Raw genomic sequence first — 26,006 nt, 5'->3', positions numbered from 1 at the left:
ATGGCGTTGATCTGTTCCTGTATCGCCTGTTGCTGAAGCTGGACCCGCTGCTGTCCAGCGCATCCATCTGCGCCTTGAGCGAATCGTATTCGGACTTCGCGGCGTCCTGCGCGGCCTTCGCCGTCTCCGCCGCGTGGAGCTTCAACAGTTCCGCCACCTGCGCGGAGCCTTCCCCGAACTGTTGGATCGTCTCCCGCAACTCGTTGGCTTGCGATATGGCCCGGCCCACCTCATCACTGTTGCCGTTCACCGCCGCCCACCGCTGCGCGACGGACTGGTCGAACGAGCGCAGCATTTCCTCAGTGGCCTGTTTCACCACCTCGGCGCGCATGGCCTCGACCTGCGCAAGCTGCGATTCCGTCGCCCCGATGATTTCAAGCGACTTCTTGCGCTGGTCCACGGCCTCGTTCGCATCCTTTATGGCCTGTTCGTAGGCCGAAAGCGGGTGCAAGGACTCGTCCAGCGTCTTGATGTAGTCGTTGATGAAGGCCGTCCGGTACTCATTGATGAGCCCCGCCGCGTACTGCGCGTTTACGCCCGAATCCTTCATGCCCTGCGTCCATGCGTCGAGCTGCGCCCTGGCGGACTGCGCCTGTTGCTCCATCTCGGACAGCGGGCTCTTGATGGCGTCGGTCGCGCTCTTCACCGCGCTGATTGCGGAAAGCGCCGTGGACGCCTTCTGCAACCCCTCGTCGGTGGTGACGTCGAACGAATCAAAGAACTGCGAGATGCCCGCGTTCGAGAAAACCTGTTGGGCTACGGCGGTCATCTGGTTGCGCATATCCTGCGCCGCTTCCTCGAGATCTTCCTCGGCCATGCCTTCTTTCCACCACTGGAAGTTCCACGAGGCGTCGGAGATACCCCGTCCGGCGGACCATGTTGCCGTCTCAAGACCGGACAGCGCGTTCTGGCGGATCTGCTCAGGCAACGCCCCGGCGATATCCAAAAGGCTCCCGGCGGTCTGGCTGGCGACTTGGGCGATACCCTGCGCGAACGGCTCGGCTTCTTTCTTCCCGGCCCGGTCATACCAAGCCCCGCCCATAAAGGCATCAATGTAGGTCTGCTGGTCACGGGAGAAGCCCACGTCCTCCATTTTGCCGTACACGCTGGCGTGGGTCCGCCGTCCGCCGCCAAAGAGGGAACCGAGCAGGCCCCCGCCGATGGCGCCGAGGACAGTGCCTACCACGGGAACCACGGAACCAAGGGCCGAACCTGCCGCAATACCGGCGGAACTCCCGAGCGCCGAGCCGCCCCATGCGCCAAGTGCGCCACCAAGCCCTGCCGTAAGCCCACTATACTTGTTCTGGGGAAGCCCCAACGCCCCACCGAGCAGAGAATACCCGAGCGAACCGAGCCCCCCGTACATGAGCGCGGAGCCAAGGGAAAGCCCGCCCGACATAAGCGCGGCCTGACCGCCCACCGTACCCGCCGTAGTGCCGCCGCCCTGCATGAGCAGGATTTCCCCCGCCGTGTATGCTCCCGGCGTCGTCAGCGCGGAAACAGTACCCGGAAGAGTCGCCCCCATGATGCCGGACAAACCGGAAGTGAATGAATCGGGGAGAAAGCTGGACAGGTTGGAAAGCGGAACGTTGCCAAGCAAACCACCAGCCCCTCCGCCATTGCCCCCCGCCGCATACGCCACCCCACCCGTGCCGAGCATCCCTGACACCACGCCCGCAATCTGGACGGTGATGGGCCGGGTGATGGCCATATGCATCAAATCGGCAAGGAAGGACGCGAACACGGAACGGAACGACGACAGGGACACCTTGCCCGTCTCGATCATCTGTTCCCATGCCGATTTCCAGCCGGAATCCATGCCAGAATAGAGCGAGGAAAAAGCTTCCTCAGCACCCTTCGCCGCGTCGGTCGCGTCGGCCCGGTACTGGAGGAACGCCCGTTGCGCGCCGTCCGCCCAATCGTGGGAGTTCATCAAGTCCTTGTACTGCCGCCACGTCTGGATGAGATTTTCCGGGATGTCCGCGTCACGGAAGATTTCCATCTGTTCATCAAGCAGACGGTTCTGCACCTCAAGGGACAGGCCGAACGCCCCGGACATTTCCTCAAGCTCCTTATAGAAGGAAAGCTTCTCCTGAAGGTGTTCGTTCTGCTCCTTACTGGCCCGCTCGGCCTTGCGGAGAGCCTTTTCATGCTCCGTTTCGGCCTTGGTCATGAGCTGCGTGTAGTGTGCCGGATCGGACTTTTTGAGCAGTTCGATATTACTAAGAAAATCCTGATATTCTTTGTCTACCTTGGCGACGGCTGCGGCTGCGGGATCGGCATAGGACAAGATATCTTTCAGGATGTTGTCGTGAAGTTCTTTTTCGAGAGCCGCCCGGAGTTCGATAACTTTGGGATTCGATGCACCAAGAAGTTTTTCCAACTTCTCGACTTTTTCGTTGACTTGCCATTGCTTGAACTGAGCATCCGTCATCTGGAGGCGGTTCAGCTCGGATTCAACGGAATGCAGGGCTGATTCGATCTGCTTCGCTTTCTTTTTGCCGTCGTCTGCAGCAGTTTTGCCGAGCGTAGATGTAGCCCTGATGCCATCTTGCATTTCTTTGAAAAAGCCAAGTGTAGCTTGTCTCCATGCGTCAATAGCAAAGGGGGTTCCTTCGCCGGGATCTCCGCTCAGGAAATTTTGCGCACCACCTGTAAAATTCAGATTGAAAGAAACTTCAGCAGTTGTCCCGTCCAAGTCGTTAACTGCCTTCTTCGCTGTGAAGAGGCTTTGTCCAAACAGCCTTGAAGTAGTGAGAAGCCCGACGAAAGAGGCTGTAGAATCAGAAAATGGCGCTGTCGGAAATAATTCTTCTAAATCAAAAGAGGTAGCCTCCTGATTAATAGAACGCAGCGTGTCGGTTACTTCATTGAGCTTGCTTTTTATCGCGTCTATTCGTTGTGCGATGTTGTCGGCCTGTTCTTGTGCCGCTTCTCGTCCATAAATATCAAAGTCGTAATTTTTAGCATTTTGTGAATAGATCTCATAAAGGCGTTGTTGCTCCAGAAGTTCTTTTTCTATGGATGCTGTTTGTTCTCTATATTGGTTTCGTATAAATATTAATGCTTCAGCATTTTTGTCTTTTGAATAGCCGGATATTGCATCTATAGATTGTTTTTGCTTTTTCTCATAATTTTTTATCCACTCATCAAGCTCGTCACCAGTCATGGAGGCCCATTCCGAATTACTCAGTTCGCCACTTTGAACCAACGCTATGGCCTTCATTGTGTTTTGGATAAAACGGTTTGCTACAGCTACGCCAGCAAGGGTGAGTACGCCCTTTTTCCCATATAAAGCAATGCCAAACAGACCGATTTCACGAATTGTATCCGGGAGATTATTCCATCCATCAATTGCTGCTGTAGCAATGGAACCAATTTCTAGAGCGGCTTCTCCTGCTCCCGTTCCGATGCTTACGACAGCATCCCAAACGTTGGAAAATGTTGTTTCAAGGTTCGCAAGTGTATCTGCATCATTCAGATCACGGAGAGCGTCAGAAAACGCATATGTTGCAGTGAGGATTTTGTCCCCTATGAAATTATTCAAACGCTCATATGCTTCTCTAATATTATTAATATTCTGACTTATTTCAGGTTTTCCTGTCTCTTTATTGAACGTGATGAGAAGTTGCTGAAGCTGAGAAATGGATGCCTTCATCGAGTTGAATAAGCCGTCCGTAGAGCCGCGAGAGATGAATTCTACATATTCTTTTGTATTACTTACTAATCCTTCCCATGTGTTCGCGATTGCATCACCGGAGTATTTGAAACTCTCCAGCCGTTTGTTGATTTCCTCAACAAGAATCCCTTGGGCCTTCCATTCTTTCACCAATTCTTTACTGATATTTAAGTATGGGGCGAGGAGATCTTGAGCCTTATTGATGTTCCCCGAGAGCAGAGCTTCCACTTCTGTCCGCATCTGCTGAATCGGGATCTGGAAAGCGCCCATAGCCTGCGCTGCTCTGGTAGCAAGCTCAGGAATTTCTTCGAGGGCGTATCCGGCTTTCAGAGCAGGGGCGATGATCGCCTGAAAACCCGTCACCAGTTCTTGTGTCGTAGCTGTGGTTTCGAGGCCAAGCTGTTGAATGCGCTTCATCAGTTCTTCGGCTACGTGTTGGGATGCTATGAACTTCTCAGCTCCCTCAAGCACCCTGCCTTGTGCGTCGGCAAGTTGGTTCGTGGAGGATACGATGGACGCGATGGAGAGTTTTTGCGACTCCCAAGCAGAATTGGCCTGAATGCCTATACTGGTCGCGGCAACAGCTCCACTTAAAAGCTTGTATGCCGAATAGGTAGCGAGAGCAGTCTGGGCGAGCGACATGAGCTTTCGATTAAGCTCATTGGAAACGGTGGCGGCCTTGTTGAGGGCGATGGCGGCGGAATTGGTTTCCGTCCCCATACTTTTGACCTGTTTTCCGGCTTTCTCAGAATTGGAACCGACGGCGCGGGCTTGGATCGCCGCCTTTTCGGATGATGAGGCAAAGCGTCCGTTAGAGGCATGAAGCCGACCAAGGCTGTCGTTGAACATGCCCGCTGCTTTGGCGGCCTCGGACAAGCCATCATAATTCCGTTTGGCCGTGCCGGTGGCCTTGCCGATGCTGGAAGACGCCTGCTCCGCAGCCTTTGCCACGTCCTTCATGGCTGCCGCAGCCTCAGCCGCTCCCCGCTTCACATCGGACGCATCCATCTTTATCGCAAATACAGCCATACCCCATCACCTCACAAAGTTACCCCAACCCTACCACGTTCCCTCCGATGTCTTGCAAGAGGTTGTTGGAAGGTTTTTCGAGTATACGGTTGGAAGAGGGGAGAGGGGCAAGGGATTGTCTGAGTGTTTTTAGAGCAGGGGAGATGACTGACGGAAGGACATATGGTGGGATGAAGAACGCGAAGCCCCCAACCTTAGGGAAGGGGGCTTTATCAATGGGTCAATTCAATTCTTTTTTACAAAATCGGCATAATTTTGCATCAGGATAAATCCACTCTCTACAATACGGACATTGAACCTTGCCGTCGCGTTCGACTATTTTCTGAGTAGGATTGAGTACAAGGATTACAATTATGAGTGGGGGAATAAAAAGGCTGGCGAGCGCCCATCCCCATGCAGAGCGGCCTTTTTTCTTTGCAAAACTGTATGATAAAATTGAACAAATAATAGGAATGACAATAAACAAAAGTTCTTTTTCCCCAATACCGTACATAGTTCCCTCACTCAGCAAATTTTTGAGCTGCATTTACAAATCGCTGAGCATAATTGTATAGATCCTCAACTTCTTTTACATAGGCTTTTTCCTCAGCTTGTTCATCATAAATAATAACATATGGATTTTTTACATCATAAAAAAGCCTACAAAGGGGTTTTCTGTTATTATTATCTATAATAATGGAACAGTATGTTTTGGCATCTCGTAAATATACTCGTCTAGGTTCAATAACACCTCTTACAATAGCTTGAATGACATACAGTGATGCAAACTCTTCATCTGTTGTAATAATTCCATTATTATCATCTTCTTGTTCTTGAATTTGTTGTGAAGAAGTTTCTATTTCTATTTTTTCTTCTACAGTTTTTGCAGACTCAAGCCTTTTATTAATTTGATCGTTGATATATTCTGATACAGCGCGTTTTATAATTGGCTTAAATTGCTCTCGAATGGTTGAAGTAATTTTTCCACCATCATAACATTGAGAGGCATAAAGTCTTATAAATTCATCGGATGGATTTGACATGTCATCAGAAAAGAGAAGGTATACAGCCCGAGCCATTTTTAGATTTCCAGCAGCGCTGACAATACCATCTTCATCAAAGGATTCTTTTGCGAGTTTTTGAATTTCTGGGAGGTATCTTTCGTTGAAATCAAGAAGGTTGATTTCCATAAAAGGTTTTGTGTCCATGATATTTAGTTGATCAATATCGCTGAAGAAAAGATAGCGGCACCCATCCGTTAAAATACCAATACGGGCAGGTTGTGTGGAAAAATATCGAAAGAGTTGAGAACACTTTCCTGTGTCAAGTGGGGCGCCAAGAGGTTTACATTCGATGAGGATTACGGGATTCCCTTCTTTGAGAAGTGCAAAATCTATTTTTTCTCCGCGTTTTGTCCCAAAATCGGCAGTGTACTCTGCCGCAACCTCAGAGGGATTGAATACATCATAGCCTAGAGCATTTATGAAAGGCATGATCAGAGAATTTTTGGTCATAGCTTCATTGAGCGACTGTCCCTGTACTTGCCGTACTCTTTCTGCCAGTGCCGCTATTTTTGCTGCATCCATAGTCTAATTCCTCCTTTCCCTCTCACGCCATATAAACGAGTCTATGTCAAGGGCAGACGAGAAAAAGCCCCAACCGTGAGGAAGGGGCTTTCGGGGGGGGCAACCTCCTGGCCTTTTCTAAACGACCTACGAATGGAAGAGGGATGCCGGGAAGTTTTCTAAACCGCCTACACGGCGGATAACGGCTGCGGGGATTCGCGCTGGCCCGGATGTGACTTCTAAGCCGCCTACTCGGCGGATAACAACTTCAAGCGCGAGGTTCCGCTCACGCGGCTCTTCTAAACCGCCTACTCGGCGGATAACTCAACGATACCGAATTCACCGCTCATGGACACCTTCTAAACCGCCTACCCGGCGGATAACCCCCATCTTTTTCTCTAGCTCTTTGTCAGCTTCTTCTAAACCGCCTACTCGGCGGATAACGGATTCCAAGCCATCATCGCCCCCGCGCTCAACTTCTAAACCGCCTACTCGGCGGATAACTAAAAGGCATCTACGAGCCGAAGCTCCAGCTTCTTCTAAACCGCCTACTCGGCGGATAACGAGATGCATAAGCCGCTGATCTCTACGGGGCACTTCTAAACCGCCTACTCGGCGGATAACTAGAGTTTTTGAAAACAAAATCCTTATTTTTCAGGAGATTGAATTCCAAATCCTTTTGAAAGTTTCGTTTTGGCGAGCTAGATGTAACACGTTTATATCATGTGTTTTTTACACACAGGTTTTTCATGAAGTCAAAAAGGAAGTCCAAAACCTCTTCCTCTTGGCAGTGCTCAATAAGGCGTTGCCGGAAATCTTTTTGTGTCTCTCCTCCTTTGGCACATTCGAAGGCCAGCGGCATGACGTAACCATCCTTGACCACATCCGCGAGGTCAAATACCAACGCGCCTCTTCGCGTCTTCCCATGCAGGATAGGCATGGCAAAACTGATCCCAAGGCCACAAAGCGCCACAGCGGCATACCCATACGCGATATAGTTGCCATGATCCAGAAAACCGTTGCAGACATCCGCTTTTGAGGTTGAACGCCGCGCGCCTTCTTCGCGAGCGAATGAAAATCCATGTCCTCGCGCCAGATCCGCATACAAACGTTTGGCCCAGCGTGCCTCCGCCAGCAAAAGCTCCTGAACATCCTTGGCCTGTTCCAGATCCGAACGGAAACGCTCCCGTACGGTATCGGACAGGACTATTCCCAATTTTTGGAGATAGTCGTTTTTCCGCCAACACTCCGCCGTCACCTGTGCCCGCCGCCTGAGGAAAGAGCGGGCTTTCTCCAGCCGTCGCGCGGGATCAAACCACATTTCCGCCCATGCCTGCATATATTCCGTCGGGCGGTACTCGCTTTGCGGTGTCATGAAAGCGATGTCGCACACTCCGAACAAAGGCGATCCGCCCGTTCCGCAAAAGCCCACCATCACGTTGGATGCCGCCATACGCCGCATAGCGGCATCCGTGATGGAAGTGCCTTTGCCCAGCAACAGGAATGCCGTATTCCGCTCGGGGATATTGAACATCTGCTCGAATTCTCCCCCGTCCTGCGTCAGATAGACGATACGGTCATCCTGCTGCACTACGCGGGCATGTTCGAGATAAAAGACATTGGCCCTTTTGGAGAGCAGGAGCGGCCTTGGTTCGGCTTGCCTCTTCATGCCCATGGAAGTTCCGGCAGACAGAAGGGCTTGCTTGTCACGCAAAAACCATAGCCGTTGGGTGTGCATTCCTCCCGTTGCGGCTCTCCCTGTTCACGGTTCACAACCAGCGAAAAACGTTGTTCCGTCCCTGCGCTGTGCAGGATGAAATAGGCCATTCCCGCCTTGCGGGCATGCTCCATACGTCGTTTCCGCAGTTGTCCATACTCCTCGCCTTCATGGCGATCCGATGACAGCGATGGTACTCTGTATCTGACGAAACGTACCCAATCCCCGCAAAAATCATCAGGGACAGCCCGGGGATAAGACAATCGCGCATAATCCCGAAACCACGGCTGTGAAATTACGTTTTCCGCCAGCCAGTCCATGTCTTCACGGGAGGAAGCGAAAACGCGCAACGCCCCCGTCAAGGGGAGAGGCAATACGGCCAGTTGTTCCCTCCCGGGGAAAGCGACGGCAAATGCCCCGGGGCGCTGGGAGAATACGCCGTGCAGCAAGCCCAGTATACGGTTCCGCAGCACCGGCCCGCTTGCGCCCGTATCGCCTCCCACGATCAGCGGCAGGGCATCACAATACCATTGGGGCCTCATGATCATTCACTCCCCGAAAAGACGCCGCCACGGATAATGCAGGCCAGCAGGAACAGCCCATCAGGCGTCATGGGGTCCAGCTCGCTCACGCGGAGCATCAGCTTGAAGCCGGATGCATCGCCCTTGTTGCGGAAGAATTCCTGTGCATCGAGGCTTGCGCCGTTGGGCTCCACGGGCAGCGGCACACGGCGCTCCTCATAGGCCGGATACCATGTATCGATGGTTCGCAGGGCATTGCCGATCTTCTGGTCACGCAAGGCCGCCTGTCCCATGATGCGTACGCTGTGCTGATCCTGTCCGTCCGGCGCGCCTCCCACGCAATACAGGGGGCGGGCAAACCCGCGTGCCTTGTTCTCAAGGTAGTTTTGCGAAGGGAAGACTTCAACGGCCCCACCGACCCCCAGATCGACGTGGGCCGTCACCCGCAATTCTGTTGCCGGGTCGCCTTTCCAGCCGCGCGCCAGCACTTCGGCCACAGCACGCTCGTCATCGCTTACCTCTTCAAAATGATTGAAGGGAGTCGCCAGCGCGTCGAACATTTTTTTCGTACCGTCGGGCAAGAGCACCTCAACCGTAGCGGAACTTGCCACTGCGCGGTTACGCCACAAAAAACGTCCGTTGGCGATGTTGCGCACATAGCGGCAGGCCAGGTGAACCAACGTCTCACTCTCCTTGGCCCGGTCGACAAACGCCGCCAGATCGGCCTTGAAGGCGTTCAGGTCATCTATGGAGTCTTTCTGTCCCGGAGCGCAGGCGAACAACGCTTTTTTGATATCCATGCCGCGCAGGTTGAAACGCACTTGTAGGGCCGACGCATTGGCGTCGAGTTTGGCGCTGTCCGTCGTCTGGATATTGGATACTTCTTCCCGTTTGGCGCTGGCGGAAGCCGCTTGTCCTTCTTTGCTGGCTTTGTTGATATTCTGCGTTCCACGGATGCCGTGTCTTATCACCCACAGAGGGCTCAGGTTCCCATTGTCCAATTCGTTGTAAAAGAGGCCATCCGTCACCAGAAGGCAGCGCTGAAACGACAGTACGCCCGGAAGTTTATTCAATTTTTTTGCCATGATATTTGTCTCCTTACATATCCTCAGGTTCCGCTTGTTCTTGCCGCAGCACAAATGCACCCCGCCGATCACCCAGCCATACGGGGCGCCAGAAAGCCTCTTCCACATCCGCTTCCTTCCGCCACTGGCGCAAGGAACGGTATTGCACCATGCCCACCAGAGGCTCGGCAAAGGCATGTATATAGCCGCAGCGCGCTCCGCTGCGGTGCTCGAAAGGTGTGATCGCTGCGTAGCCGAGGCAGGCTGCGGACAGCCATGTGTTGTCCTCTCCAGCCGCAGGCTGCGCTCCCAGCGCTTCCACCAGAAGTTCGGCCTGATTCTTGCCCCGGTTTTCGAGCATATCCCTCCTGTCCTTGACGACATACCCGTTTCCGATGCGATCGAACGCGGCCTCCAGAGACTCTTCGAGGACGATTTCGCCGTGCCCCGTCACGAGGCCGCCGGAAAGCCGCGCCCGGTGCAGAAACTCACGGGCCTCCATCACGCCCGCCACCTGTTCCAGTTCCCAGATGATGCTCACGCGCAGATGGGCACAGGCCACGGGCTGCAAAGAAAGGGCGTGTGGGTTTTTCGAAGAGTAGTCGCTGCCGTTGGCCGACTTGCCGAACGTGAACGCGGCGGCTCGCCGTTGCTGTGGCGAAAAGACGCCGTAAAAAGATTGCCCCAGCGCCTCGCGGTTGTGGTGGATCAGAGCCATGCCCGTCACTTTAGCCCCTCCGCCCAGATGAAAGCAGAGCGCTTCTCCGAGGCCGTAGGCAGCGAAGACCGGCGGCCCGCCCATCAGGAAAGAGGCGGAAAGCATGTTGGCGGCCTGAACCCGCACGCGGGGAAAGACAAGATAGCTCATCGAAACGCCTCCTCCAAACGCCCCGCAACCGTCGCGGTCGCTGTCACGTCCAGAACCATCACTCGGTTTCCGTTGGCATATGAGGCATGTTCCATGCCGCCGATCACCAGCCACGCCATATCGCGGGGCCATGTACCGTCGCGTAAGGCGGGATCAAGCAAGCCGCGCATCGCAATCGGCCTCAACTCCGGCGAGACCAGCGCCTCGGTTCCTGTTTCAGGATTCTGTTCCTGCGGGAGCATAACGGCATAATCCCGTAGCATTTCCCGGGCCTCGTCAGCCCGTTGCAGGACAGCGGCGGCGATGTTCCCCAGAAGGGCTTCCTCTTCCTCCCGCGCTTTCAAATCGGTTCGCCCGGGCGTAGCGGACTCCCCATTGTCCAATCCATGCCGCCGCCGAAAATCCGCGTAGGCGAGCAGGGCTTGCCTCAGAGGACCGGGCAGGGAAAAATCGATAGATATTCCTTTGTAATAGAGGGAAAAAGCTGCTCTCAAGTCATCCGCGCTGCGTGGCGCATCCACAAAGAGCGGGCGCTGCATGACCCGTACGAGACCACCAACGTTCTGGGGGTTGGAACCGCCGATGCCGAACTGCGCCTGCCGTAGCTTGCGCATCTTCATGCGGGGGGCGTTCCCCACCTCCTCTCCGTTTTCGGGCTTTCCGGTGCGCTTCCCTTCCTCTTCACACGCGGCATTATGGCGGGGCACCAGCCCGTTGTCCTTTTCGAAGAGCAGTTCGCATATCCCGCCCGCTGTCATGGGCGTCATGGACACATAACCACCTTCAGCGCCTTCTTTGGGAATCAGGATCTGGCGCAAACGGTGATCCACATGCTCAACGCCGACGCTGAAGGCCGAGGAGCACGCTCCGGTCATGGCGTCCTCGATGGCGAGACGTTCTTCTGACGATGCGGCTTCCGCAAAGGGATTGCCCCGTACCACGGCATTCACCTGTTTGCAGATGCCCGCCACCGCCGCGCCGCCCTTGCCGTAGTCCAGCGAAAGGGACACCCCCCGCGCCATCAGCGTACGGGCCGAGACATAAGGGGCATCCAGAGCATCGTCCGAAGCGAGGCGCACCCCCGCGAGGGCCGCGTTGGAGTTGACCGTTTTCGAGCTGAAATGAACAAGTTCCGCGATTGTGTTGCGATAGGTTTCTGGTGGATAGGCTTTCCACGTTTTTTCATTTTTGGCCTGGCGTTCCTGCTGTCCGCCGTCCGCCTCCATGTTCGGTTCATCCATTTCTTGTCTCCTTGTCATCCCGCCGCCGGACGGCGGACAATGCCGAATCCCTTGTCATATTCCCATCTGTCAGTATCGCTGTATGAAACCAGTTCAGCCGAGAGCGCACGCTCTTCGTCCACCCCGACAGCTTCGCATTGGGTGCGCATGGTTTCGGCATCCAGCCAGAGCCATGCATTGGGCAGGGCATCGACTTCCCGGAAGGAACGCTCGTCGCGCTCCACCCACTGTCCGCCAGAGCCACGCCGTTCTCCCTGATATACAAATGCCTCGTAGACATCGCCAAGGCGTTCGGCGTCACGTCCCAAGCGCCACGTTTCCGTTCTTCCCATACGATTGCGCAACGGTGTCTCGTTGTAAACCCATTCGGAAAGCAGGGCGGCCGGCGAACGCTCCGCAACGAAAGAGTATTCGCTGGCCTCTGGCCCAAAATACGGAAACAGCCGCTTCGCAATGGCCTTGTCGTCGCGTCTGGCAAGGCGGCAATCCTCGCCAAGGCGTACGTCCGCCGTTATGACGAGCCGTCCCTCGCGCCACGGCAGGATTTGGGCCAGATCATGGATGGAGTACCTATCCTTGCCTTTTCCCTCATAACCGGGCCAGCAAAATGCAGGCACGTACGGTTCGCCCCTGTCGCGGTTACGGCAATGCCGCCAGTTGAACTGTGGCACGGCAATGTTGGGCGCATCCCCGCAAGAGCGCAGGCGGTGCCGGTTGACCCGGCCCGCAGCCTGCACCAGCGATTGGGCGCTGGACACGTCCAGTACGGCCCAGTCGAAGTCGTGATCCCGCCCCACCTCTTCCACCGGAGTGGCAACCACGATGAAAGGCACGTCTGGGCGTCCCTCGCGCGCGGCTTCATCCAGAAAGGCACGGATCTCGCGGTCGGCTGTAACATGTTTGTCGCCTTGGGCACGGGAAAGCAAAAAATCCAGCCTCTTTTCCTTGTAAAAACGGGCGATGCGCCAGTCGTTCGCATGATAGCAAGCAACACGCGCCTGTGGCAGTTCTTTCGCCAGATGCCGGGCCACGTCCACGGCTGTTGCGATATTCGCCACGCGTACCAAACCAAAGGAGTACGCCACGCCGGAGCGGGCATCCGTCAGGGCGTGGCGGGCGTGCAGTTTTTGAACTCCCACGGTCACGGCACCCATCCATGTGCCGACGCTTTCTTCAGCCATCGGGAGCAGTTCGGCATGGCGGTACACGGGTAAGGCGGCTATGGCCTCCAACTGTGCGGACACCCGGCTGTCGTACAGTGCAAGCAGGGCCGCAGCCCTTTCCGCTCGGCCTTTTTCCGGCACATGGGGCACGGCTTTTATGAGCGGCGGCAGGGCGTCATCAATGAACGCCAGTACATACAGCGTCTTTGCCTCGGAACGGGACTTTTCCTCGTCAGTGCAAGCGCTCTTGCCATGCCGCAATGCGCGCGCCATTTCCGCGCCGGAAGCATAGGCCGCTTCCACGGCCTGCGCTACGGGGCGGGACAGTGTGGCTGAGGAACAGATGACGTTGCGCCCGAAAAACGCGCACCACTGGACAAGGCGCAGTACGGCGACAAGGGATTCGGGTTCATAGGAATCGATTTCGTCGAGGACAAGATCGGCACTCATGAGGCGCAGCAGGGCTTTGACGTGATGTCCTTGCCGATGTGGTTCTCCGGCGGCGATCAGGTAGTCGATGGTGGAAACCAGCAGAGGAGCGCCAACGATGCGCCGCTCCTGCGGCTTGGGGAAGAAGGATTCCAGCCATGCGGGCAATGGCCAGTTTCCGCCGGAGGTCAGCGCTTCCGGTTCCGCAGGATTGCCGTCATCGTCTGACCACGGGGCGGCAATGTTTTCTTTGATGTTGGAAGCATTGAACAGTTTCCGCGTCACCTCATCGCCGATAACCGTAGCGAGATCGCTGTCGGAAAGGCCAAGCTGGCATTGCAGGGCCCGTCCCGTTTGTAATGTAAGGCTACGCAGGTTCAAGGCGATGGAAAACCGGGGAGTGACGCTGCGGGAGAGAACGCAGGCCGCGCGCACGTTCATGCGTGTCTTGCCGCTGCCGGTTCCCGCCATGTTGAAAACAAGGGCACCGCTTGTGGGGTACGCCTCCCGCGCTTCTGCCAGCGCATCAGCCGCCGTATTTTGCCATACGAAACGGCTTTCCGGATCCGCCGGGCGCAAAACGGCCTCCAGCGAGCAGGGTTGTAGGCCCGTCAGGGATGCTTCGGGACGCTCCACAAGGTTCGCCATGCGCCAAACCAGATCCGCCGCTTTTTCCGAAACGCGGGACAAATGATCGGCGAGGCGTTGATTCAAGCGGCGTCCATCGGGTGCGGCATGCGTGTTGGCGAAGGCGAGCGAGGTATTTTTGTCAGGCGGGCACTCCAACGCCGATACAGTGTGATCCGCAAAGACAAGAGCCGCGCGTGCATACAGAAAAACGGCCCTCCAGTACGGAATCCATGCTTCACCCGCCATGCCCACAGCCGCTGCGGAAAGGCGTTTGTCCAGCCGTTGCGCGAGCTCCCAAAAGGAACCTTCAGGTTCGGACCACGTGGTGAAAAGCGCGGCATCAGGCGGGCGGGGCAGGTTTTCCCGTACGAGCCTGCCTTCCGGGCAGGGCAGACGAGAGGAGAACAGGCCATGATGTGTGGAAACAAGCGCATCCACGCATTCCTGTGCCGAAGCAAGGCCATAGCGCGAGGCGTTGCAAATCTCCCGTTCTCCTATGAACATTTCGAGGCGTTTTGTATATACGTTCGCCCATGCCGTCTTCCAGTCCATGCCGGATCGCACCGCCTGCCATAACTTGAGCGAAATCCATTCATGCCGCACGGCATCGGCCAACTCCGCTTTCCCTCGCAGCTTTTTCTGGAACTTCAGAGAATATTTGCCCAAGTCATGCAGCAGGCCCGCCAAGCGCGCCGCTAACCCGGCATGGCGAACCCACTCGGACACACGCACAGGAGTGGTAATCCGGCGATACCCTGCTGGGAAATGGCCTTCCGGCCCGAAACGTCCCCGTGCGCCCACTATCCAGAGTAACTTCATACGGCGGCGCCCATCGTTTTGGTAGCAGGCCACGGAAGTCTGCCGTGTAGCGCTTCGGGCCAAAGCGGCGCGCACTTCCTGCAACCCTTCGGTCGTCATGGGCGACATCCAGCAACGTTCCCCTGCGCGCAGGGCGTAGCTGTCCAGTATGGCGCGGCTGCGGCGGATGGCCCGTTTCTGACAAGCGGAAATGAAGATGACGTGCATAGAAGAAAAGGTATCGGTTTATACAGATGAGAGCAATATGACACGGGGAACAGCATCTCATCTTTTTTGTAGCTTCCTTTTGGCTTCAAAAAAAGTTGTTCGGAAAAACCTTTTGGAATAAAGTAGTTAAAAAGAGGCGATGCGAACGAAGCTATTGGAGGGTGCCAAGATGTAATCCTTTGAAAGATAAAGATATTGTCTCGTATCGCTCTAGTTGTCCGCCGTGTAGGCGGTTTAGAAGTCATCGCTCGAAGGGTCGAGGCGCACGGTGTCGTTGTCCGCCGTGTAGGCGGTTTAGAAGATTCTCGATAAAATCAAAAGGCGACCGTTGCGGTTGTCCGCCGTGTAGGCGGTTTAGAAGGTGTAGGCGGCTATTATCACATGTGAATCTTCTGCTATTGACGAAGAAACTGAAGCTAGGTAGTCTCAAAAAACATAGTATTTTTATCCACCCAAAGGTGGTTTAGAATTTTTACAGATTGTTAGTATGTTAGACCGCCGTGTAGGCGGATAAAATATAAATTTATCCTTTTAAAGATTATTTGTTAATCAAAAAATGCCAATCAATATTTTTCCATAGAGCGTAAGGAGTTAAGAGTGTTCTTTTTCGTGCTCTTCCACCTCTTCATACAGCCGTTTCGTCTTCACGCCGAGGGCGTCCGCGATCTTCGCCAGCGTGTTGAGCTGACAACCGCCAATGGTGTCGTCTTGAGTGGCGCGGTGGATTGTACGCGTGGATAATTCTGTTTGACTAGATAAATCACGTATTGTAAAGCCTTTTTTATTCATTAACTCTCTGATATTACTTTTAAACATTGTGCACCTAAAATATTTTTTGTTGTAATTAAGTAATTTTTATTGACAGGATATGAGGTAATTAGTTACAACAGAACCATCGGAAAGGCAATAACAAAACAGCCCTCGGAAGTGTCGTTACCACTGCCGAGGGCCTAACCACAAAACCCTAGAGCATAGGAGTATTGTATGGTTAATCAGAAGATTACCGATTCTCGCGGTACAGTCAAGCCTCACGGCATTGACGCCCTGTTCGCCAACTATGCGGACGAAACCCGGCGCATGAAGGAAGGGGCCGCAGCAGCCCGCAAGCGCATGTTGAGCTTGCCGAACGTCACTGAAGGCCATGAGTACGGCAAGTGGTGGCTGTGCATCGTCTTCGCGCCCGGCACTTCGGAAACGGAGCCTCGCCGTCTGCACTGGTGCTACAACCAGAAGGGGGCCGAAGACTTCGCCCGTGACTACACGGAACGCGGTTGTTTCTGCGTGATCGCGCAGACGACCAAGCAGCCCGGCGACGACCTCTAGAGCGAACGAGGCCCGGCGGGAGACTGCCGGGCCACAAAGAAAGCGAGAATCATATGTCACAGTGCGAACTCATGCCCATGCCCGCGCCTTCGGTCGTCTTACACGACGGACGCCCCGCCACTACCTCTTTGGAGATCGCCAAGTTCTTCAAGAAGCGTCACGATGTTGTATTGCGGGATGTTCGCAATATTATGGATAACTGCCCGGAAAAATTTACTGCCCACAATTTTGTGGTGAGTAACTATCTGGATAATACCGGGCGTTCCCTACCCATGTTCATCATCTTCAAGGACGGCTTCACTCTCTTGGTGATGGGCTATACAGGCCCCGAGGCCATGCGCTTCAAGCTGGCCTACATCGAAGCCTTCAACGCGCTGGAGGCCGAGTTACAGCGCCAGCGGGAAGGGGCCTTGCCGCCCGCACCCCGGAAGTTCTCGCCTTCATCGACCGTCAGCCGGAAGCCTCTTGAGAGGCTGGTCAAGGTCTGGGCGTCCCAGTCCGGCCTCCTTCACGCCCAATGCTGGACGATGCTCAACGCCCATTTCGGGCTTGAGAAGATCACGGAACTGCCGGAGGAATGGATACCCGACGCCGTGGCATGGGTAGAGGAGCAGCTACGGCCCACGCCGCCTGCCTTGCCGGGGAACGCGCCCATGCCTCTGACGGAGACGGAAAAGGCCCTCTGTGCGCTCAGGGTAGAGGCGCTGGAACGCCTTGAAGACGAATGGCTGGGCTTTGCCGCCGAAACAAGACAGAAGTTCGGCAAGCTGGTGCAGGAGTATCATCGGGTCGCCGGGTCTTCGTTCAGCTTGCTCTTGAGCCGGATACCGACGGAACGCATCGTGCCCACGGATGCGGTAACGGACATTCTCAGCTTCACCGTCTACGATGCCCGTACAGCCCTTGAGGACGGCCTCAAGGAGATGCACCATGCCATCAGCGCGTCGCGCATCGTCAACAAGCTCTTGGCGAGGGGCACGGCATGACCCCGATTACCCGCCTCGAAATCTGGATGTGCGGCTACGTGCTCGGCATCGTGACGATGCTCATCAGGGAAATGGGAATATAGACGAACGGCCCCCGGAAACGGGGGCTTTCGCATAAGGGGCAAGGAATGCTGGAACAGGAAAAGCCGCACCGGACGATTGCGGAGCGCATCAGGAAGAAGGAATCGAAGCCGAAGAAGGCGAAGACGCCGAAGAAACGGGAGAGCTACGGGGTGGAGGTCGAACCGGGGGAAGCGCGGATCATGTGGTGCCCGCGCCCCATGTTGGTGACTGCCCCGGCATGGCTGGCGGGATGGCTCAGGTAACACACAAGGCCGGGGTGGATGCCCCGGCTTCTCATAGGAGCGGAGTTATGGAAATGAAAGCCTTGTCAGTGCGCCAGCCGTTCGCGTCGCAGATTGTCATCGGGGAAAAGACCATCGAATGGAGGTCAAAACCGTTCAACTGGCGCGGCCCGCTGGTCATTTGCGCCTCGAAAAGCGCGATCATCGAACTGGACAACGGGAAACGCCTGCCAGTGGGCGTGGCCCTCGGCATTGTGGATGTGGTGGGATGCCGCCCTATGACGCGGAAAGACCTTGTTGCGGCGTGCTGCGAGGATTACGAGGACGAGATGTACGGTTTCGCATGGGAGCTTGCCAACCCGCGTGAGGTCGTACCGGTGCCCGTCAAAGGCATCGTTGCCCCGTGGCCTTGGAGAGGCCCGGAACTGACGCTGTGCCCAGGATGGCATGACAGGAACGTATTGGACGATTGAATGGAGCCCCGACCGGAAGGAAGCTTTGCACATGAATCAGACGGTGAAGGGGCGGACAATTTTTAGATTCGTCTTCCCTTGACGGGACTTTTATTTGTACATATATTTGTACAAAAGGAGGCCAATCATGTCACAGGCTATTACCTATTCAGAAGCACGGCAGAACCTTGCTGAAACCATGAGCCGCGTCTGCGATCATCATGAACCAGTCATTATTACCCGGCAAAAATCACCCTCTGTGGTCATGATGTCTCTTGAGGACTACAATTCCATCATGGAGACGGCATACCTGCTCCGTTCACCCGTCAACGCCGCACGCCTCAGGGAAGCGATACAGGCCTCAGATACAGGCAAGGCCATTCCGCATGAACTGGAGGATTGATCATGCTGCTTACGTGGACGCCGCAGGCGTGGGAGGATTACCTTTATTGGCAACATACGGACAAGCGCACGGTCAAACGAATCAATGAATTGCTGCGTGATGCCATGCGAAACCCCTTTGAAGGGCTGGGGAAGCCGGAACCGCTCCGGTTCGATCTTGCCGGATGCTGGTCGCGCCGTATCAATCAGGAAGATCGCCTCGTCTACAAAGTGGACGAACGAAGCGAAGCCCTGATCGTACTCCAATGTCGTTACCATTATTGAATTGAGATAAAAGCCCTGTTCGTTTCATCAACGAGCAGGGCTTTTTTACCATGTCCGGCAATCCCTACGCGGCGCACCTGCGCCGATACTTCCAGAGCATGTTGCGGTCGGCTTTCAGTGCATGGCGGAATGCTTCAATCACATCCATATGGTACGCCTTTACGCTGCCGTATCGGCTGTCCTCGACTTCCCTGATTTCGTACCCCATGCGCCGGGACATGTCGGAGAGCTTGCGTCCGGCCACTGAGTACATGGCCTGTGACACCTCAAAGACCTCTTCCAGCCACGGGATGGCCTTCACCTGTTTCCATGTCCGGCTGTCCCCGATCTCGTCGCGGAGCTGGTCGTTTTCCTTGGAAAGGCGGCTTGCCGTGTTCATCGCCGTGGCCTCGCGCCGGGAGCCGATTTCCGCCTTGGTGCGGACGGCCTCGTCGCGCTGTGCTTCCACGAGTTTTCGCTGTTCCCGCTCGAACTTGTACTGCTGGAGTAGGGAAATCCCGAAATCGGGATCGTCGAGGATGCGATCCATCACCGCTTCCGTGGCATACAGGCCGCGCTTGCGGATGGAAGGGACGACCTCGTGAATGATCCACCGTTTGAACGCCTTGGCTTCCGGTTTGCGGGAACGGAGGATGAGGGAATAGAGGCCGGGTTCGGATACGACGAGCATTTGCTGTTCTCCGCCGGGGGTACGAATACTGTTCGTACCCTTTTCGTCGTCATCCAAAAGGGAAATGGTTTTGCTCACATCAGTAAGTTCCAGGCACTCGCACACGTCCTTGGCCACAAACCACGGCTCGCCCTCGCATTCCACGACGCGAACTCTGCCGAATTCCGCTTTTTCAAAAACTTTCAACATGTTCATATGAATCCCTCGGGTTGCTGTCATTTTTTCAAGTACCGCACCGGGAACAGAACCGCCTCAATGAGCATGACCTTCTGGAAATTCCCTTCCGGGTCGTCCGTGCGGTCGCATTCGGCGCGGACGGCTTCAATTCGGACAGGGCGGGCTTGCCCGACCATGCCCACGAAGTCGCGGGCGTGGATGTCGCAGATTTGCCAGATATGCATGGCTTGCAGGTTGTCGGGCAGGAGTTCCACTTCCGATGAGGTACAGGCGCCGCAGGGAGGTTCCAGCCCGTCGAGCGCCCATGTCTCCCGGCATTCGTCACAGCTTGGCGCGTTGTCCGCTAGGCGTCCGCACCAGTCACGGAGTTTTTTTCTTCCGCCGCCTTCACGAAAGAGAGTTCGCTGGACACGCAGGAATAGATGATCCCCATGAGGTTGGGGTTCACTTCCCACAGTTCCTTGATCATTTCCTTGGAGAAGGGGATGGGCGAGCCGTCTTCGAATTCGAGCCCTTCCCAGCCGGAGAGGGCGCGTTGCAGGTGTAGGATCTTGAAGCGGCGATCCATGAGTTCGGGGGTGCGCTTCTCGTTGCCGTTGAAGGTGCGGGATTTTACGCGCAGGGTATCCAGCTCGGTTTCCGTCAGGACGCGGGCATACACGCCGGAATCGTCGGGAAAGCATTTGATGAAGGCGGTATCCTTGGCTGTGGCGTCATTTACGAATTTCATGATGTTGATCCTTTGGCTGAAAGTTGAAGTGGTTCTTGGAGAATAGTCCCGCCGGAAAAGGAGGCGGCGGGAGCCGGAGCTATTCGAGGATGATTTCCACGGCGTCTTCGAGGGCCACGCCGAGGATGTCGGAGGATTGCGAAAGGGTGACGGTCGCGGAATCGGCGTTGATGGCGGGCATCTTGTTCTTGATGCGGGGGCAGGCCACGACGACCTTGCGGCCTTCCTCACTGCCGAACTCCGCGTCGAACCGGACTTCCTTGCCTTCGCTGCCTTCCCTGAGCCGTTTGGCGGCGTCGTTGCGCATGTAGTATTCAAAGTCCACGCTGGAGGCCCGCATGGTGTCGATGGGCTGGCCGGGGAAATGGTCGCCAAGTTCGTCGGTAAACTCCGTGGGGGTGGAGAACTTGATGGTGCAGGAGCGCATTTTCCCGGTTGTCCCGTCGATGCGGATAACGGAATCGGTATTCTCCATCTCCGCGCCGATGGCGGGGCCGTAGGGCATCCACCACGTCACCACGTCGTCCTCGGCCCATGCGCCGGAGATGCCGGGCGCGACGGCCAGCGTGTTCGTCCGTTCGTCCACGGCGGTCACGGCGTAGCCCTTGCCGGAATTGTCGTCCGACTTGGTGGTGTTCTGGATTTTCTGCCCCACGAAAAACACCTTCGCGTCCTCGACAACTATGGAAGTCGCGGAAGCCTGCGCCTCAGTTGCCACAGCGGAAGGCCCGGCGTTGAAGACTCGGCGTCCGGTGAGGGTTCCGGTCAGCTCCACGGCGTTTTCCTTGGTGACGGAGATGCTGGCGTCCGTGACGTGGCAGCCCTGCACAGCTTGCAGCGTCTTGTCGATGACGATCCATACGGAGACGTTGGGGCGGCACAGGGCCTGTACGAAGGTACGGCTTTTCAGGGAGACGGCGGCACCGGATGCGCCGGAGGCCGCCGTAGTGCCCTTGTACCCTCTGGTCAGTTCGGAGAGGAGCCATTTGCCGGGGGTGGCGGCGTCTTTTACGGCGTTGCGGTAGCGGATCAGTTCCTTGCCGGATGGGGTACTGGTCACTTCGATGACGCCGCGTAGGGGGACATGGCCCGACGTCACGGTGACGGCAATCTGCACGTCACTGTCCGTGAGTGCATCGGCAAGGGTTCCGGTGAAGGGTGCCGCCAACTTGCCCTGAAGCGCCTGTATGAGGGCGTCTCCCTGCATGGGGGCATCCAGAGCGGTGGGGCGCAGGTACATGCCGAAATTGGCTGTGGCGGGGCTGGCACTGCTGTTGAACACGTTCAGTTTATTGAGCGTATTCGCCTTTTCCTTACTGTCGGAGGTGGGGATTTCCTGATTGGCGAACACATCGGCGGTGACGTTGATAATGTCGGTCACGGCTGGGAATTCGAGCGTTTTGTCCGCGCTCTCCTTCACCACCCACATATTCTGGTTGCGGGAAAGGGCGACGTTCGGGCAGGCGTTTTCGCTCATGTTTTGCTCCTCTGAGTCGTATAAAAGGTGTGCAGATCGACGGTGGCGGACAGGATATAGCGCCCATCCTGCCCCGTTCCGGGTTCCTGTAGTGTTGTTTCCTCGCATCGGAGTTCACCGCCGGAAGGCAGGGGGAGGGCGGTACGGCGGAAGGCGTTTTCGATGCGCCCCTGTAAGGCGTAGCCCTTGGGGACGGGCATGTCCGGGGGCAGGGACAGCGTGACGACATAGACGCCCACGCGCTTGGAGAGGGCTTCCGGCCCGCCGAGTTCCCCACGGAAGCTCTTGCCCATGTTCAGCTTGCGGGTAAGGAGCACCTGATCGGGTGAAGGCGTGGTCTTTTGCCCCATCGGAAGGATGTGGGCGTCGGTACCGACTGTCTGGAAGAGCAGGGCGTCCAACACGGCGTAGAGATCGAAGAGGCTCGCGTACATCAGGCTTCCCTCGCCATTTGCCCGAGCTGCTCCGCGGCTTCCCGGAAGGTAAGGGCGATGAAGCCTGCGGGGGCCTGCTCGGACCATCCGGCCTCAAGGAAAGGCATATAGTCGAGATCGTTTGTGATGCTGAACGATTCCGCGTCGGCCCCCACTTTGGCGATGGCTTGTTCCACGGCGGCCGACACGTCGCCCCGGAACTCGGGGTAATCGCCCGCCGGAGGCACGGCGTCGCTCGGTTCCGCGCCGAGGTTCCATGACGCCCGCGCCCGGCCCGTATCTTCCGGGGTGCGCTCCACTAGTGTCCGGTAGGCTTCAAAGGCCACCAGCGCTACGGTACTCCGGGCGTATTCCGCATACAGGGCGCACATCTCCGCCATGGCCTTGTCGAGTGCGCGGGCGTCGGACGTGCTCAGACGGTCGAGTTCGGCCATGCGGCGTTTGATGGCTTGGCGGCGGCTTTCGATGGCGGCAATATCCACGGCTACCCTCTGCGGATCAGGATGTTGTGGACCAGTAAAGCATCTCCCGGGGCCACGGGTGCGGAGTCCACGACGCTCCATGTTTCGCCGTCCATGATGATCTGGTCGGGGACGGCGGGCACGGGAAGGCCGGAGGCTGCGGCGAGGATGATGCAGTCTCCAAGCTGTACGGGCAGCTCCGGGTTTTCTTCGATTTTGGCGTTCTTGCGTATGCCCTTGAACGGGGTATCCTTGATTGAAGGCTCATAACGCATGGTCTGATCGTTGTAGACCTGTCCATCCTTCTTCTGACGGTAGATCATCCGTTTGCCGAACTTGTTGATCAACTGGCGTGCGGTCCTGCCCACGCTGGCGTACAGGGATGCGCTCATCCTCTTCCGACCTCCATGATGCCCCCGCCCTTGCCCGTGCTGACGGTGCCGAGCCCGGCGAGCAGGCCGGACAGCGAGGGGAATACTGTTTCCGCCGGGGCCGTGCCGTTGTAGGCGATGCTGATCACGTCCACGCTCAGGCTGGCGATGTCCCCTCCCCGGTCGAGCGGGGCGAGGTAGTCCTGTTCGACGAAGAAGCCCGCCAGCTCACAGCAGGCCTCGACGACTTCCGCCGGAATTTCATCTGGGGCTATTTCCCCGTCCTGCGTGCTTACGCCCGCCCGAGGCCACGCCATGCGCTGCGAGCGGGAAGCCTTGCGCCCGTTCCACATGACCTTGCGGTTGAGCCAGTCAGAGGAGCGGATCAGCGCGGCCTCCTTCTGGGCTTCCGTCAGTTCGTCCGTCCATGCGGCCATCAGCCGGGCGGCATGGTAGGCGTCGGCATCGGCAACGCTGGCGAAGCTGTTGGCCCCGGCGGGCAGGGTGCCGTCTTCAACGATGAGGGGCATGGTTTTCTCCTTGAAGTCCCGTTTTGGGGTTCCGGGCGGGGGCGGAGGGTATTCCCCCGCCCGGTCGAAGCGCGGGGTTACTTGCCCTTGCGCTTCTTTTTCTTGGGGGTGCAGGTCATGGCGGTGTCTCCTTGCCGTTGGGGTTACGCTTGCGGCTGCCCGGGGACGTCACTGCCGACGCGGGCTCCGCTGGCGGCGAGGACATGGGCCAGCACGTCGGCCTTGGCTGTGATCGTCGCGGGGATGGCGATGCCGTGCGCCTTGGCATGGTCACGCAGCTCCGCCAGCGTCATCAGGTCAAGAGACTTGTTTGCGTTCGGCTCCGGCGTAGCGGCCGTGACTTCCGAGTTCCAGATCTGGTGCTTCGACGGATCGAAATCGGCCTCGTTGATGACGATGAACCCGCTCACCGTTTCCGTACTCGTGATCCTCACTGTTCTGATGTGCATGGAGCCTCCTACCCGGCGATGCGGCAGCCGAGTTCCCGGCGTACCACGTCCGCGCCGTACAGGATGTCATAGCTGAACCGGGTGCGCTTGTGCTCGCGGGAGACTTCCAGGCGGAGCGACAGGCCGGAAACCGGGTCCACGGCGGACTGGATGAGGTTGCCGAGGCCGTTGGCGGAATCCATCAGCGGGCGGGTGGCGAAGGCGATGGCGTCGCGGTGGAAGGCGAGGTTCATCACATGGGAACCGGATACCGTGACGGCTTCCGAGCCCGTGGTGGCCTTGGCGAGGCCGGGGTAGATTTTCACGGCGGTGTTGCCCACGGCGAGCGAGACGGCTTCCGTAACCACATAAGTCTGGCCGTCGCCCGCAATGGTCAGGATGTCGCCTTCCTTGAGGCCGGCGGCGTTGGTGGCCTTGGCGAGGCTCACCACCTGCGCTCCGGCCTCGTTCGCTCCGTTCACGGTGAGCGCGCCTTCCGTCATGACGCTGGCCTCGAAGGTGGGCACCTGCTGGTCCATCGCCCAGTCGAAGCCGTACTTGCGCCCGATGGTCCCGTCGATGATGGGCCGCGTGTCGCCGGACTTGCTCACGTCCGCGAACCCGGACAGGCCGAGCGCGGCTGCTTCGGCATCGGGATCCAGCACGATGCGGCGGTCGTTGACCGGGGCAAGCTGGCGGTTCAGCACCTTGCGGGCATTGGTGGCGTCGACCACGGTGGAGAAGGGCGTGGTGCCGGGCGTGCCGACGATGCCGTAGAACTTGCGCCCCAAGCCGAGCAGAGTGGCGTTCACGTCGTTGGCAATGGCCTTGACCGCTTCGCTGGCCTGCATGGGGATAACGCCGCGATTGGCCTCCATCAGGTCTTTGTCGGTCAGGTAGAAAGGCGCTTCCATCCAGCGGTCGAGCTTGATGGTGGCGGACACGGGGCTGATGTCGCCCGTGTCCTGCGAAGTGGCCCCCGGCGTGACCGCCTGCGCCTTGATCGCGGAAGGGATGGGCACGTCGATGCTGGCCCCCTGCTGTGCGGCAAGGTTGCTGTAGTCCGAATTCACGAGGCGGGGCATAACGCAGGTGCCGCGCAGGGCGAGCAGGCCCTGTGCGAGCAGCTTGTCGACGACTTTGGACAGATCGTTCATGGGAAATCCTCTTGGTGCGTGCGGCTACTGGGCCGCGACGGTTACTTCGCCCTTGGCGATGGCTTCAAGGTTGGCCCCGAAGGCACTCATGTCGCCCTTGGGGATGACTTTTGCGCCGGGGACATACGCGGAATTGGGATGGCTACCTGAGCCGCCGTCCGGGGCCTTCAGGATGCGGTCCTTCATGGGGTATTTGTCGATGATGGCCTCAAGCGCCTCTTCGGGCGTGGCGAGGGTGCCGGGATCGGAGCGGCTGAAAATGGGCTGGCCGTTCATGGTGGCGACCACGCGCAGCTCGCCGTTTTCCTCTTTCACCTCGAAATGCCTGCCGAACGAGGCGTAGGCCACGTCGGAGGGAAGCACGGTCTTGTCCTTCAGGAACGCGCTGGAATCGAAGATGCCCTTGACCAGCAGCGTACGGATGGAGGCTTCCTTGGCGGCCAGCCTGTCGGCGGAATCTTTCTTGGAGTCGGCGAGGGCCTTTTCGAGATCGGAAATCTTTCCGTCATAGGACTTCTTGATTTCCATCTTGAGGTCATCGACCTTTCCCGCGTCGATGAGCTTCCCGGCGTCAAGGTTGGCGACGGTTTCCAAGGCTGTTTTGGCCTTTTCGGGGTCAATGCCGTCAAACGCCTTGAGCTGGCTGGTCAGGGCGTCGATGTCCTTGCGCCGCCCGGCGGATTCCGCGTTGACGGCGGAAATTTTGTTCACGAGGTCGGGGACGTTATACGCAATCTCCGCACCGTCTTCGGCAACCCACACGGGGAAGCCGTCCTTCACCACCACATGGCCGTTTTCGTCGAGCTTGAGTTTCATGGTATCCTTCTCGGTTCGGGTTAGGGCTTCACGCCGGGGTATTCTTCGGCATCACGCCATGATAGGCGGGCAGGCCCGCATAATTGGGCATGAGTATAGACCCGTGCCCCGG

At 57.1% G+C, this 26,006-nt stretch carries 27 protein-coding genes and 1 CRISPR repeat array; of the genes, 6 read left to right on the top strand and 21 right to left on the bottom strand.

The genetic code is table 11. The annotated features are described in order from the left end of the window. The 10 genes from HMPREF0178_RS12765 to HMPREF0178_RS21040 form a co-directional block, all read right to left on the bottom strand. Positions 1 to 4,708 (bottom strand): phage tail tape measure C-terminal domain-containing protein (locus HMPREF0178_RS12765; RefSeq protein WP_009368463.1); only part of this gene is annotated, 4,708 nt, incomplete at its 3' end. Between the two features lie 220 nt (positions 4,709 to 4,928). Continuing rightward, entirely contained in the window at positions 4,929 to 5,234 is a 306-nt protein-coding gene (locus HMPREF0178_RS21570) for a hypothetical protein (RefSeq protein WP_157134931.1), read from the bottom strand. Further along, entirely contained in the window at positions 5,209 to 6,273 is a 1,065-nt protein-coding gene (locus HMPREF0178_RS12760; protein ID WP_009368462.1) for a type I restriction endonuclease, read from the bottom strand. Before HMPREF0178_RS12760 ends, HMPREF0178_RS21570 begins: the two co-directional genes overlap by 26 nt. Before the next feature lie 155 nt (positions 6,274 to 6,428). Then, positions 6,429 to 6,876: a CRISPR direct-repeat array (repeat unit 28 nt; unit sequence CTTCTAAACCGCCTACTCGGCGGATAAC). A 97-nt stretch (positions 6,877 to 6,973) separates the two neighbouring features. Then, a complete protein-coding gene (gene cas1f / locus HMPREF0178_RS12755) occupies positions 6,974 to 7,927 on the bottom strand; it encodes a type I-F CRISPR-associated endonuclease Cas1f (RefSeq protein ID WP_009368461.1) in 954 nt (317 codons plus the stop codon). Beyond that, entirely contained in the window at positions 7,918 to 8,511 is a 594-nt protein-coding gene (locus HMPREF0178_RS12750) for a type I-F CRISPR-associated endoribonuclease Cas6/Csy4 (protein WP_009368460.1), read from the bottom strand. The genes cas1f and HMPREF0178_RS12750 overlap by 10 nt, the downstream gene beginning before the upstream one ends. Positions 8,512 to 8,513: 2 nt before the next feature. After that, on the bottom strand, positions 8,514 to 9,575 hold the full coding sequence (csy3, locus tag HMPREF0178_RS12745) for a type I-F CRISPR-associated protein Csy3 (protein ID WP_009368459.1): 1,062 nt from the start codon (positions 9,573 to 9,575) through the stop codon (positions 8,514 to 8,516). A 13-nt stretch (positions 9,576 to 9,588) separates the two neighbouring features. Then, positions 9,589 to 10,422, bottom strand: coding sequence for a type I-F CRISPR-associated protein Csy2 (locus tag HMPREF0178_RS12740; RefSeq protein WP_009368458.1), 834 nt, complete (start codon positions 10,420 to 10,422; stop codon positions 9,589 to 9,591). Continuing rightward, the gene (locus tag HMPREF0178_RS12735; protein WP_009368457.1) at positions 10,419 to 11,663 is read right to left on the bottom strand and encodes a hypothetical protein; all 1,245 of its coding nucleotides are present in this window, start codon (positions 11,661 to 11,663) and stop codon (positions 10,419 to 10,421) included. Before HMPREF0178_RS12735 ends, HMPREF0178_RS12740 begins: the two co-directional genes overlap by 4 nt. A 14-nt stretch (positions 11,664 to 11,677) precedes the next feature. Then, positions 11,678 to 14,911: a CRISPR-associated endonuclease Cas3'' gene (locus HMPREF0178_RS12730; RefSeq protein WP_009368456.1), complete on the bottom strand. Its 3,234-nt coding sequence runs from the start codon at positions 14,909 to 14,911 to the stop codon at positions 11,678 to 11,680. Between the two features lie 591 nt (positions 14,912 to 15,502). Further along, positions 15,503 to 15,727 (bottom strand): helix-turn-helix transcriptional regulator, encoded by a 225-nt coding sequence (locus tag HMPREF0178_RS21040; RefSeq protein WP_009368455.1) that lies wholly within the window; start codon positions 15,725 to 15,727, stop codon positions 15,503 to 15,505. 168 nt (positions 15,728 to 15,895) lie between these two features. Here HMPREF0178_RS21040 and HMPREF0178_RS12725 point away from each other — a divergent pair, with 168 nt between their 5' ends. The 6 genes from HMPREF0178_RS12725 to HMPREF0178_RS12700 all read left to right on the top strand — a co-directional run bounded on the left by HMPREF0178_RS12725 (position 15,896) and on the right by HMPREF0178_RS12700 (position 18,643). Further along, complete coding sequence (locus tag HMPREF0178_RS12725; protein WP_009368454.1) at positions 15,896 to 16,234, top strand: hypothetical protein; 339 nt, start codon at positions 15,896 to 15,898, stop codon at positions 16,232 to 16,234. A 53-nt stretch (positions 16,235 to 16,287) separates the two neighbouring features. After that, entirely contained in the window at positions 16,288 to 17,220 is a 933-nt protein-coding gene (locus HMPREF0178_RS20540; protein ID WP_009368453.1) for a Rha family transcriptional regulator, read from the top strand. A 128-nt stretch (positions 17,221 to 17,348) separates the two neighbouring features. After that, on the top strand, positions 17,349 to 17,546 hold the full coding sequence (locus HMPREF0178_RS12715) for a hypothetical protein (protein ID WP_009368452.1): 198 nt from the start codon (positions 17,349 to 17,351) through the stop codon (positions 17,544 to 17,546). 47 nt (positions 17,547 to 17,593) lie between these two features. Further along, a complete protein-coding gene (locus HMPREF0178_RS12710; protein WP_009368451.1) occupies positions 17,594 to 17,998 on the top strand; it encodes an ASCH domain-containing protein in 405 nt (134 codons plus the stop codon). Between the two features lie 127 nt (positions 17,999 to 18,125). Continuing rightward, positions 18,126 to 18,380, top strand: coding sequence for a type II toxin-antitoxin system Phd/YefM family antitoxin (locus HMPREF0178_RS12705; RefSeq protein WP_009368450.1), 255 nt, complete (start codon positions 18,126 to 18,128; stop codon positions 18,378 to 18,380). Between the two features lie 2 nt (positions 18,381 to 18,382). Then, positions 18,383 to 18,643 carry a Txe/YoeB family addiction module toxin gene (locus HMPREF0178_RS12700; protein ID WP_009368449.1) on the top strand — a complete coding sequence of 87 codons (261 nt, stop codon included), beginning with the start codon at positions 18,383 to 18,385 and terminating at the stop codon, positions 18,641 to 18,643. Between the two features lie 64 nt (positions 18,644 to 18,707). On the opposite strand, the gene HMPREF0178_RS22600 is transcribed toward HMPREF0178_RS12700, so the two are convergent. The 11 genes from HMPREF0178_RS22600 to HMPREF0178_RS12645 all read right to left on the bottom strand — a co-directional run bounded on the left by HMPREF0178_RS22600 (position 18,708) and on the right by HMPREF0178_RS12645 (position 25,894). Beyond that, entirely contained in the window at positions 18,708 to 19,508 is an 801-nt protein-coding gene (locus HMPREF0178_RS22600) for a Bro-N domain-containing protein (protein ID WP_009368448.1), read from the bottom strand. A 20-nt stretch (positions 19,509 to 19,528) separates the two neighbouring features. Next, entirely contained in the window at positions 19,529 to 19,744 is a 216-nt protein-coding gene (locus HMPREF0178_RS12690; protein ID WP_009368447.1) for a hypothetical protein, read from the bottom strand. 89 nt (positions 19,745 to 19,833) lie between these two features. Continuing rightward, complete coding sequence (locus tag HMPREF0178_RS12685; RefSeq protein WP_009368446.1) at positions 19,834 to 20,220, bottom strand: hypothetical protein; 387 nt, start codon at positions 20,218 to 20,220, stop codon at positions 19,834 to 19,836. A gap of 79 nt (positions 20,221 to 20,299) precedes the next feature. Beyond that, positions 20,300 to 21,697, bottom strand: coding sequence for a hypothetical protein (locus HMPREF0178_RS12680; protein WP_009368445.1), 1,398 nt, complete (start codon positions 21,695 to 21,697; stop codon positions 20,300 to 20,302). Beyond that, a complete protein-coding gene (locus HMPREF0178_RS12675) occupies positions 21,694 to 22,131 on the bottom strand; it encodes a hypothetical protein (RefSeq protein ID WP_009368444.1) in 438 nt (145 codons plus the stop codon). Before HMPREF0178_RS12675 ends, HMPREF0178_RS12680 begins: the two co-directional genes overlap by 4 nt. Then, positions 22,131 to 22,613, bottom strand: coding sequence for a hypothetical protein (locus HMPREF0178_RS12670; RefSeq protein ID WP_009368443.1), 483 nt, complete (start codon positions 22,611 to 22,613; stop codon positions 22,131 to 22,133). The genes HMPREF0178_RS12675 and HMPREF0178_RS12670 overlap by 1 nt, the downstream gene beginning before the upstream one ends. 2 nt (positions 22,614 to 22,615) lie before the next feature. Then, positions 22,616 to 22,984 (bottom strand): hypothetical protein, encoded by a 369-nt coding sequence (locus HMPREF0178_RS12665; protein WP_009368442.1) that lies wholly within the window; start codon positions 22,982 to 22,984, stop codon positions 22,616 to 22,618. Further along, the gene (locus tag HMPREF0178_RS12660; protein WP_009368441.1) at positions 22,981 to 23,493 is read right to left on the bottom strand and encodes a DnaT-like ssDNA-binding protein; all 513 of its coding nucleotides are present in this window, start codon (positions 23,491 to 23,493) and stop codon (positions 22,981 to 22,983) included. The genes HMPREF0178_RS12665 and HMPREF0178_RS12660 overlap by 4 nt, the downstream gene beginning before the upstream one ends. A 143-nt stretch (positions 23,494 to 23,636) precedes the next feature. Further along, positions 23,637 to 23,942, bottom strand: coding sequence for a hypothetical protein (locus tag HMPREF0178_RS12655; RefSeq protein ID WP_009368440.1), 306 nt, complete (start codon positions 23,940 to 23,942; stop codon positions 23,637 to 23,639). An 8-nt stretch (positions 23,943 to 23,950) separates the two neighbouring features. Continuing rightward, positions 23,951 to 25,078 carry a P22 phage major capsid protein family protein gene (locus tag HMPREF0178_RS12650; protein WP_009368439.1) on the bottom strand — a complete coding sequence of 376 codons (1,128 nt, stop codon included), beginning with the start codon at positions 25,076 to 25,078 and terminating at the stop codon, positions 23,951 to 23,953. Positions 25,079 to 25,102: 24 nt separating this feature from the next. Beyond that, complete coding sequence (locus HMPREF0178_RS12645; RefSeq protein WP_009368438.1) at positions 25,103 to 25,894, bottom strand: DUF6651 domain-containing protein; 792 nt, start codon at positions 25,892 to 25,894, stop codon at positions 25,103 to 25,105. Positions 25,895 to 26,006 lie beyond the last annotated feature (112 nt).

The organism is Bilophila sp. 4_1_30 (genome assembly GCF_000224655.1).
GTDB classification, from domain to species: Bacteria; Desulfobacterota; Desulfovibrionia; order Desulfovibrionales; family Desulfovibrionaceae; genus Bilophila; species Bilophila wadsworthia.
Note: the sequence above shows the minus strand (reverse complement) of the source record. Positions and strands in the feature narration are given on the sequence as shown.

Excerpts from the sequence above, each read along its gene's own strand:
- HMPREF0178_RS12665 (WP_009368442.1), bottom strand. The coding sequence starts at position 22,984 with ATGAGCGCATCCCTGTACGCCAGCGTGGGCAGGACCGCACGCCAGTTG.
- HMPREF0178_RS21040 (WP_009368455.1), bottom strand. The coding sequence starts at position 15,727 with ATGTTTAAAAGTAATATCAGAGAGTTAATGAATAAAAAAGGCTTTACA.
- HMPREF0178_RS12700 (WP_009368449.1), top strand. The coding sequence starts at position 18,383 with ATGCTGCTTACGTGGACGCCGCAGGCGTGGGAGGATTACCTTTATTGG.
- HMPREF0178_RS12740 (WP_009368458.1), bottom strand. The coding sequence starts at position 10,422 with ATGAGCTATCTTGTCTTTCCCCGCGTGCGGGTTCAGGCCGCCAACATG.
- HMPREF0178_RS12750 (WP_009368460.1), bottom strand. The coding sequence starts at position 8,511 with ATGAGGCCCCAATGGTATTGTGATGCCCTGCCGCTGATCGTGGGAGGC.
- HMPREF0178_RS12760 (WP_009368462.1), bottom strand. The coding sequence starts at position 6,273 with ATGGATGCAGCAAAAATAGCGGCACTGGCAGAAAGAGTACGGCAAGTA.
- HMPREF0178_RS20540 (WP_009368453.1), top strand. The coding sequence starts at position 16,288 with ATGTCACAGTGCGAACTCATGCCCATGCCCGCGCCTTCGGTCGTCTTA.
- HMPREF0178_RS21570 (WP_157134931.1), bottom strand. The coding sequence starts at position 5,234 with ATGCAGCTCAAAAATTTGCTGAGTGAGGGAACTATGTACGGTATTGGG.
- HMPREF0178_RS12685 (WP_009368446.1), bottom strand. The coding sequence starts at position 20,220 with ATGAAATTCGTAAATGACGCCACAGCCAAGGATACCGCCTTCATCAAA.
- HMPREF0178_RS12705 (WP_009368450.1), top strand. The coding sequence starts at position 18,126 with ATGTCACAGGCTATTACCTATTCAGAAGCACGGCAGAACCTTGCTGAA.
- HMPREF0178_RS12725 (WP_009368454.1), top strand. The coding sequence starts at position 15,896 with ATGGTTAATCAGAAGATTACCGATTCTCGCGGTACAGTCAAGCCTCAC.
- HMPREF0178_RS12650 (WP_009368439.1), bottom strand. The coding sequence starts at position 25,078 with ATGAACGATCTGTCCAAAGTCGTCGACAAGCTGCTCGCACAGGGCCTG.
- HMPREF0178_RS12645 (WP_009368438.1), bottom strand. The coding sequence starts at position 25,894 with ATGAAACTCAAGCTCGACGAAAACGGCCATGTGGTGGTGAAGGACGGC.
- HMPREF0178_RS12710 (WP_009368451.1), top strand. The coding sequence starts at position 17,594 with ATGGAAATGAAAGCCTTGTCAGTGCGCCAGCCGTTCGCGTCGCAGATT.
- HMPREF0178_RS12680 (WP_009368445.1), bottom strand. The coding sequence starts at position 21,697 with ATGAGCGAAAACGCCTGCCCGAACGTCGCCCTTTCCCGCAACCAGAAT.
- HMPREF0178_RS12655 (WP_009368440.1), bottom strand. The coding sequence starts at position 23,942 with ATGCACATCAGAACAGTGAGGATCACGAGTACGGAAACGGTGAGCGGG.
- HMPREF0178_RS12660 (WP_009368441.1), bottom strand. The coding sequence starts at position 23,493 with ATGCCCCTCATCGTTGAAGACGGCACCCTGCCCGCCGGGGCCAACAGC.
- HMPREF0178_RS12715 (WP_009368452.1), top strand. The coding sequence starts at position 17,349 with ATGCTGGAACAGGAAAAGCCGCACCGGACGATTGCGGAGCGCATCAGG.
- HMPREF0178_RS12730 (WP_009368456.1), bottom strand. The coding sequence starts at position 14,911 with ATGCACGTCATCTTCATTTCCGCTTGTCAGAAACGGGCCATCCGCCGC.
- HMPREF0178_RS12675 (WP_009368444.1), bottom strand. The coding sequence starts at position 22,131 with ATGTACGCGAGCCTCTTCGATCTCTACGCCGTGTTGGACGCCCTGCTC.
- HMPREF0178_RS12735 (WP_009368457.1), bottom strand. The coding sequence starts at position 11,663 with ATGGATGAACCGAACATGGAGGCGGACGGCGGACAGCAGGAACGCCAG.
- HMPREF0178_RS22600 (WP_009368448.1), bottom strand. The coding sequence starts at position 19,508 with ATGAACATGTTGAAAGTTTTTGAAAAAGCGGAATTCGGCAGAGTTCGC.
- cas1f (WP_009368461.1), bottom strand. The coding sequence starts at position 7,927 with ATGGGCATGAAGAGGCAAGCCGAACCAAGGCCGCTCCTGCTCTCCAAA.
- csy3 (WP_009368459.1), bottom strand. The coding sequence starts at position 9,575 with ATGGCAAAAAAATTGAATAAACTTCCGGGCGTACTGTCGTTTCAGCGC.